Genomic DNA, 7241 nt, shown 5'->3' with positions numbered 1-7241 from the left:
GGTCCAGCTCTACGAGCCGTTCACGGATTCGGAGGGCACCCTGTCCTCGCGCCCGGTCTATCGCGACGGCCAGCCGGTCGAGAGCCGCGAGGCAGTCGCCCGGCGCGACGAGATGATCGCCAACCTTGCCAGCCTGCCGCCGGTTCCCGGCGCGCTGGACCAGATCATCCAGCATTTCGGCACTGACATGGTGGCCGAGGTCACGGGCCGCTCGCGCCGGATCGTCCGCAAACCTGGCAATGGCGTCATCGTCGACCGGCTCGTCGTCGAGAACCGCGCCGGTTCGGCCAATCTGGCCGAGACCCAGGCATTCATGGACGACGCCAAGCGGGTGCTGGTGTTTTCGGACGCCGGTGGCACAGGTCGCTCCTATCACGCCGAGCTTTCGGCCAGGAACACCCGACTGCGGGTCCATTACCTGCTCGAAGCGGGTTGGAAAGCGGACGCCGCCATTCAGGGCCTCGGTCGGACCCACCGGACGAACCAGAAGCAGCCGCCGCTGTTTCGGCCGATCTCGACCAATGTGAAGGCGGAGAAACGGTTCCTCAGCACGATTGCCCGCCGTCTCGACACGCTGGGCGCGATCACGCGCGGCCAGCGACAGACCGGCGGCCAGGGCCTGTTCCGGCCCGAGGACAATCTGGAGAGCCACTATGCCCGCGACGCGCTGCGCCAGCTCTATCTGCTGCTGGTGCGCGGCAAGGTCGAGGGTTGCAGCCTTGAGCGGTTCGAGGCTGCGACCGGGCTGAAGCTGATGGACAGCAACGGCATCAAGGACGATCTGCCCGGCATCACCACCTTCCTGAACCGGCTGCTGGCGCTGACCATCGAGCTTCAGGGCGTCCTGTTCACCGCCTTCGAGCAGCTTCTCACCGCGCGGATCGAGGGCGCTATTGCGTCCGGCACCTATGACGCCGGGCTGGAGACCCTGCGCGCCGAGAGCTTCGCCGTCACCGACCGGCAGGTGATCTACACCCATCCCCGCACCGGGGCGGAAACCAGCCTGCTGACGATCACCGAACGCAAGCGGAACCGGCCGGTGACGCTGGATAGCGCCCTCGCCGAACTCGACGACCCGCGCGCGAAGCTGCTGGTCAACGAGCGCTCCGGCCGGGCGGCGGTGCAGATCCCCACCACCAGCGTCATGCTGGACGATGGCGAGATCGAGCGCCGGGTCCGCCTGATCCGGCCGATGGAAGCGCACAATGTCCCCGTCAGGATGATGGGCGAGACCCATTGGATCGAGGCGGACCGGGATATTTTCGCATCGGCCTGGGAGGCCGAGGTTGCCGAGGTGCCCGAGTTCGCCGACAGCACGCTGCATATGGTGACGGGCCTGCTGCTGCCGATCTGGAAGCGACTGCCCAACGACTCCACCCGCGTCTATCGGCTCCAGACCGATGCGGGCGAGCGGATCATCGGGCGCAGGGTGTCCCCGGCCTGGGCCGCGAATGCGACCGCGACCGGAACCGCATCGGTTACGCCGGAGGAAGCCTTCGCCGCGCTGATGGAAGGCCGGACGATCCTCGATCTTGCCGAGGGCCTCCAGCTTCGCCGGGTCCGCGTCATGGGCGCGAACCGCATCGAACTCTCGGGCTTCACCGACACGATGCGCCAGCGGCTCACGGCATACGGGCTTTTCCACGAGATCATCTCCTGGAAGCTGCGCATGTTCGTGCCTGTCGATGCCGCCGGCCCTGCCGTGCTCGCCAAGGTTCTCGACCGCTGGCCGGTCGAGCGCATCGGCGACCGGGAGGCGGCCTGATGCCCCGGCACGACGTATCCGAACTGGCGATCCGCCTTGGCCGCGAGGCCGAGGCGGTTTGCCGCCACTACCTGTCGTCCGGCCACCGTGCCGGAAGATACTGGCTCGTGGGCGACGTGCAGAACAATCCCGGCCGGTCGATGTTCGTGCGCCTGACCGGCCCGGAATCCGGCAAGGGTGCGGCGGGGAAGTGGGCCGACATGGCCACCGGGGAGCATGGCGATCTGCTGGACGTCATCCGGGAGACGCTTGGCCTTGTCGACTTCAGGGATGTGGCCGAGGAAGCGCGCCGTTTCCTCGCTCTCCCGCGTCCCGAGCCGGAAAAGACGAGGACGCCGCCCGGCAGCACCTCCAGCATGGCATCCGGTTCGCCTGAAGCGTCGCGCCGTCTCTTCGCCATGGCGCAGCCGATCCGCGGCACGCTCGCGGAGATCTACCTCAACGGACGGGCGATCACCTCCCTCTCCGGCACCGCCGCGCTGCGCTTCCATCCCAGGTGCTACTATAGACCTGACGGGCGTTCGCCCACCGAGATCAGGCCGGCGGTCGTTGCAGCCGTCACCGATCTGGCCGGCCTTCAGACCGGCGCGCATCGCACCTGGCTCGCGCCTGACGGTTCGGGCAAGGCGGCTGTCGAGACACCGCGGCGGGCGATGGGCGACCTTCTCGGGCACGGTGTCCGCTTCGGCACCGCCGATGAAGTGCTCGCCGTCGGCGAAGGCATCGAGACCGTGCTGTCGCCCCGTCAGGTTCTGCCCCGCATGCCGATGCTGGCGGCGCTCTCGGCCGCTCACCTCGCTGCCATCCTGTTCCCGCCGTCCCTGCGCCGGCTCTATGTCCTGCGTGATCGCGACCCGGCCGGGGACGGTGCCAGAGACAGCCTGCTCGCCAGAGCAGCCGATCTCGGGATCGAGGCGATATCGCTCACGCCGCGCGAGGGCGATTTCAACGATGATCTGCGACGCCACGGCGCCGATGCCCTCGGGGCGGCCCTGAAGGATCAGCTTCATCCTCAAGACGCCCGCCGGTTCATGGAGGGGTGAGGGTCTGATCGGTCCCGGAGGCGCGGCCCGGCTCGTCGCCTGCCGGTTTCGCTCACCTGTCATCGGCAGATGCATCCTGCGTCGGAGAGTCCCGCGCCCACGGCCTTCGAGAGGGCGATCGGCGCACAAACGGGCCGGGCAGGCAATGGCCGGGAGCGGGCTATTTTCCGCCGGCGGGGAGCCACCCCACGCGACAGGTCGCGTGGGGACCCCGTCTCTGGCCCCGCCTTTGCATCGCGAAAGTCAAAATAGCCCGCACCCGGCCATCAAGGCCCTCGCGGAGCGGGCGAGTGCTGCCAACCCGTCCCGCCCGTGCGCTTCGACGCCTGCGAAGGCCGCGATGGGCGCGGTCTCCAGACGAAGGATGCACCCGATGACACCCGAAACCGAATACGCAGGCGACGAGCCGGTCCACACCTCCTCCCAGACCGATCACGCCCTCACCGAACTCCAGCTCTACGGCTGGCGCCCGTATCAAGACGAACCCGATCCCAGGCCGTTGCCCGAGGGCAATACCGTCGCCAGCGCCGTCACGGATATCTTCGACGCCCTCGTCGCGACGCTCGGCGATACCCGCCTCGAACCCGATCTCGAAGAGCTGCTCTGGGGAGCCGTCAATCTCTTCCACCGCGCCGCCAGCCGGGTGGAACGCGATCTGGACATGAACGAGCAGGCGCAGCGCCGGCTTCAGCGTGAACAGGATGGCAGCGAGGTGAAATCGGTCGAACTCGAACGCCTCACGGCCGAGGGGCAAACCCTGATCGAACGGCGCGCCAGCATGGAAGTCTTCCGCGACATCGCCGCCGAGGCTTTCGAGCACCACACCGGCAGTGCCTGGCGGCCCCGCACCGGCTCGATGGTCAATCATCGCAACCTGACCGCCGCGATGATCGACAGCCGCGACTTCCTTGCCGCGAAGCGTCGGGCCGAAACCGAGGTGATGCTGCCCGCCGGCCCTAAGGTCGCCCTGACCGGCGGTGCCGACTTCAACGATCACCGGCTGATCTGGGCGAAACTCGATCAGGTCCATGCCAAGCACACGGACATGGTGTTGCTGCACGGCGGCTCGCCGAAGGGCGCGGAATTGATCGCCTCCCGCTGGGCGGATCACCGCAAGGTGCCCCAGGTCGCTTTCCGGCCCGACTGGACGAAGCACGGCAAGGCCGCGCCCTTCAAGCGCAACGATGCCATGCTGGACGTGCTGCCGGTCGGCGTTCTCGTCTTCCCCGGCACCGGGATTCAGGAGAACTTTGCGGACAAGGCCCGCAAGCTCGGCATCCCGGTCATGAAGTTCGACGGTGGCGCGTAAGCGCCGCCGTTTGGCGGCTGAAAGGCCGCCAAACCTTGACAGTTGGCCCGTATCCGCCTTTGATGGAGCGTCCTTGAAGAACCGGCGAAGCAGCATAGTCGCAGGCGGAGCGCACATTCCGGCAGCCTGTCGCGCAACTCAACCGTTCCGCTGGAGGTTTCCATGACGCTGATCCTGCTCGCCATCTCTTTAACCCTCACCGCCTGCGTGATCGCTTGGAATCTCGCGATCTACGCCCTGCCGGTCATGACCGCGATTACCGCCGCTCAGCTTGCCTGGGGTGCGGGAGCCGGCGTCCTGCTGTCCGGCCTTAGCGCCGCAGGAGCCGCCCTGCTGTCGGTCGCACTGGTGATCCTGGTTCTCGGCTTCGCCCGGAATCCCGTTCTGCGTTTCATTGCGCTGGCTCTCTTCGCAGTGCCCGCCGTCATCGCAGGCTATGCGCTGGTCTATGGCATCACCAAGAACGCCATCGACTCGAACCTCGCCCTCAACCTGCTCGGCGGCATCGGTGGCCTTGTCATCGGCGTCTCGGCCATCATCAATCTGAATGCCCTCGGGGAGTCCGTGTTCTCGCGCTGAAACGGCGGGACGATCCTCTACTTCCAAGGCAAAACCCGGCGGCTCGCGCGGCCGGCCTCCGGCTATCCGCATAAGTGTCAGGCGGTCATGTCATCGCTGCCTTGCCCCAATCGCTCTCGGTCCGTTTCGCCCGGCTTGGAAATCTGTCATCGGCATGCTTCCCGCAGCCGCCACGCGGTCGAAACCCGCCGCGTCCGTCCGCTCCGTTCCGTGATTGGAGCCGCGAACCAGCACCTTCATTTTCGCCTTGCGCTATGACGTTGGACCGGACCCTCCTCCGTCGAAGCGGGGCAACGCGGTGCCATTCCGTGTTCCCGACCCGATAGCTGTTTCCTTCTCGACGCGGACGACATGGCCTTCCGGCGGCGAGCGCAAGGGTGGCCGGTAAGAAGGGTGGGTGAACGGTTGCGGCACCGGATAGTCCGGGTTCAAGGGCCTTTCTGTTCGCTGTTACCGCCAATGACGATGAACGTGCTGTGCGTCTCCGATCTGCCCTCGAACGCACCAATCCCTCCGACTGACTGATCCCCTAAGTCCGTTCGGTTTCCGACCGCAACCACAAAGTCATCGGACCGTGTTGCCGCGCAGGGCGCGGCTGCCCGCACCACCTCGACTTTGCGGTCAAGCTGCCGCCGAGGCGTCAGTGCAGGCGGCTCCCGACGGCCTTGGCCGGGTCTCGTCGGAGGGATGGTCCCTCCGAGGAGCAACGGAGACTTACAATGCAGAACATCGTCATCCTCGCCGGCAACATCGGTCAGGCCCCCGAAACCCGCACCACCCAGGGCGGCACCGGGATCACCCACTTCACCCTGGCCACCTCGCGCCCCCGCTACTCGGAAGGCCGCGTCATCCGCGACGAGAACGGCTATCGGGTCCAGGACACCGAATGGCACCGCATCACCTGCTTCAACGGCCTCGGCAAGACGGTCCAGCAGCATTGCGACAAGGGCATGAAGGTGCTGGTCCGCGGTCGCATCCACTACACGAAGTGGACGGACGCGGCAGGGGTTGACCGCTACGGCTGCGAGATCATCGCCGAGACGGTCGATTTCCTGAGCCGGGCCAAGCAGACCGAGAACGACGACGGCAAGTTCATCGACGACGATGACATCCCGTTCTGAGCGGGAAGCCTGGAGCCCGGCGGCGCAAGCCGCCGGGTTTTCCCTGTTCGCGAGGGATCGCCCGGCCGTTTCAGTGCAAGATTTCAGGCCGGAGCCGCCACGCGCTTTTGCGCGTTGCAGTCCGACACCTTCGCCGGAGCATCGGATCGTTCCCAAAACCGGAAACCACTTTTGGGTCCGATGCTCCCCGTATGAAAGGGGGGCAAGCCGCCCCTCTCAAACTCTCCCCATGAAGGGCCAGGGCAAAGCCCCGCCCCCTCAAACTCCCCCACCCATGGAGGGGCTTCCCCTCCAAACCTCCCCTTTTGCCGTTGTGCCGAATAATGTCGCAGCCCCTGGTCGGGGCCGCGGTGCTCCTCTCTCTCTGACTTCGGATCATGCACCAGCCACTCCGGCGTCAAGGACTTCACGGTCCCCCCAATTTTCGACCGCCGCCCAAAGGGCGTCGCCAGAAAATCGGCTCCCCCGCTCACCGCCGCTGGCGGTCGCTTCGCGATCCCTGACCCCTCGCGGCTACAGTGCAGGCTCCTTCCGTCAGAACGAAAGGAGAAACAAATGTCTGATCTCGATTTCCTCGATCTTTCCCGGCAGTTTAGCGCCTTGAGGGCTGCGGTTCGCCAGAACCTCGTCAGGTGCGACACCCGCTTTGCGCAGTCCCTCCATGAAAAGCTGCTTGTTGCCCTCAATGGCCATCTCAAGACCTCCCGAGAGGGCGCGAGGGTCCAGCGGCGGCTACGGACCGAGACCGATCCGGCCGCGCGCGAGGTTCTCGAACAAACCCTCGGCGACTGCATGGGTGATCTCGAATCAGGCGGGCGGGGCTTCTATCCTTGGCATCTGCTGGATGCAGTGGATCGTGACCCGGACTTTAGCGGATACCGCCATCCCGTTGCGGCGACGTGGTGCCACGGCACGATCCCAGAATGGATGACCGTCGGCGACGAGCATCTGTGCGGTCTTGGCCCCATCCTCCGGAGGATAGCCGCGCGGACTGGAATTCGCTTCACCACCTATCTCTGCGATGCCAGCATCGGCCCCGAAGGCGCAGGGCATCTCGATCCTGAAATCTATGAGCGCCCGATCAGCAATTTCCGATACCGATAACGAGGTGACGGGCGGCCGAAGCCGCCCGCCACCTCTTCCACGTCTATGAAGACATGCCGACCGGATCGACCGCCCGGCATGTCTGATGAAAGGGGGGCAAGCCGCCCCTCTCAAGCTCTCCCCATGAAGGGGCAGGGCGTAGCCCCCGCCCCCTCAAACTCCCCCACCCATGGAGGGGTATCCCTTCCAAACCTCCCCTTGTCGGTTGCGCCGAATATTGCCGCGGCCCCTGGTCGGGGCCGCGGGCTCTTCTCTCACTGACTTCGGATCAGGCACCAGCCACTCCGGCGTCAAGTGTCAACGGCGGAGTAAAACCCGGC

The 7241-nt window shown here is 66.2% G+C and carries 6 protein-coding genes; all 6 read left to right on the top strand.

All coding sequences use genetic code 11. From position 1 onward, the window contains the following. Nucleotides 1–1765: strawberry notch C-terminal domain-containing protein (locus FE811_RS25205; RefSeq protein WP_181180970.1), on the top strand; the 1765-nt coding region annotated here is incomplete at its 5' end. Then, entirely contained in the window at nt 1765–2808 is a 1044-nt protein-coding gene (locus FE811_RS25200; protein ID WP_140849245.1) for a toprim domain-containing protein, read from the top strand. The genes FE811_RS25205 and FE811_RS25200, both read left to right, overlap by 1 nt. A gap of 373 nt (nt 2809–3181) precedes the next feature. Then, nucleotides 3182–4117, top strand: a complete 936-nt coding sequence (locus tag FE811_RS25195) for a DUF2493 domain-containing protein (RefSeq protein WP_140849242.1) — start codon at nt 3182–3184, stop codon at nt 4115–4117. A 162-nt stretch (nt 4118–4279) separates the two neighbouring features. Continuing rightward, the gene (locus FE811_RS25190; RefSeq protein WP_140849240.1) at nt 4280–4696 is read left to right on the top strand and encodes a hypothetical protein; all 417 of its coding nucleotides are present in this window, start codon (nt 4280–4282) and stop codon (nt 4694–4696) included. A 719-nt stretch (nt 4697–5415) separates the two neighbouring features. Further along, the gene (locus tag FE811_RS25185; protein ID WP_140849238.1) at nt 5416–5817 is read left to right on the top strand and encodes a single-stranded DNA-binding protein; all 402 of its coding nucleotides are present in this window, start codon (nt 5416–5418) and stop codon (nt 5815–5817) included. 555 nt (nt 5818–6372) lie between these two features. Beyond that, complete coding sequence (locus FE811_RS25180; protein ID WP_140849236.1) at nt 6373–6921, top strand: hypothetical protein; 549 nt, start codon at nt 6373–6375, stop codon at nt 6919–6921. Nucleotides 6922–7241: the final 320 nt, after the last annotated feature.

This window comes from Paracoccus sp. FO-3 (genome assembly GCF_006386455.1).
Lineage (GTDB): Bacteria > Pseudomonadota > Alphaproteobacteria > Rhodobacterales > Rhodobacteraceae > Paracoccus > Paracoccus versutus.
Note: the sequence above shows the minus strand (reverse complement) of the source record. Positions and strands in the feature narration are given on the sequence as shown.

Excerpts from the sequence above, each read along its gene's own strand:
- FE811_RS25200 (WP_140849245.1), top strand. The coding sequence starts at position 1,765 with ATGCCCCGGCACGACGTATCCGAACTGGCGATCCGCCTTGGCCGCGAG.
- FE811_RS25195 (WP_140849242.1), top strand. The coding sequence starts at position 3,182 with ATGACACCCGAAACCGAATACGCAGGCGACGAGCCGGTCCACACCTCC.
- FE811_RS25190 (WP_140849240.1), top strand. The coding sequence starts at position 4,280 with ATGACGCTGATCCTGCTCGCCATCTCTTTAACCCTCACCGCCTGCGTG.
- FE811_RS25185 (WP_140849238.1), top strand. The coding sequence starts at position 5,416 with ATGCAGAACATCGTCATCCTCGCCGGCAACATCGGTCAGGCCCCCGAA.
- FE811_RS25180 (WP_140849236.1), top strand. The coding sequence starts at position 6,373 with ATGTCTGATCTCGATTTCCTCGATCTTTCCCGGCAGTTTAGCGCCTTG.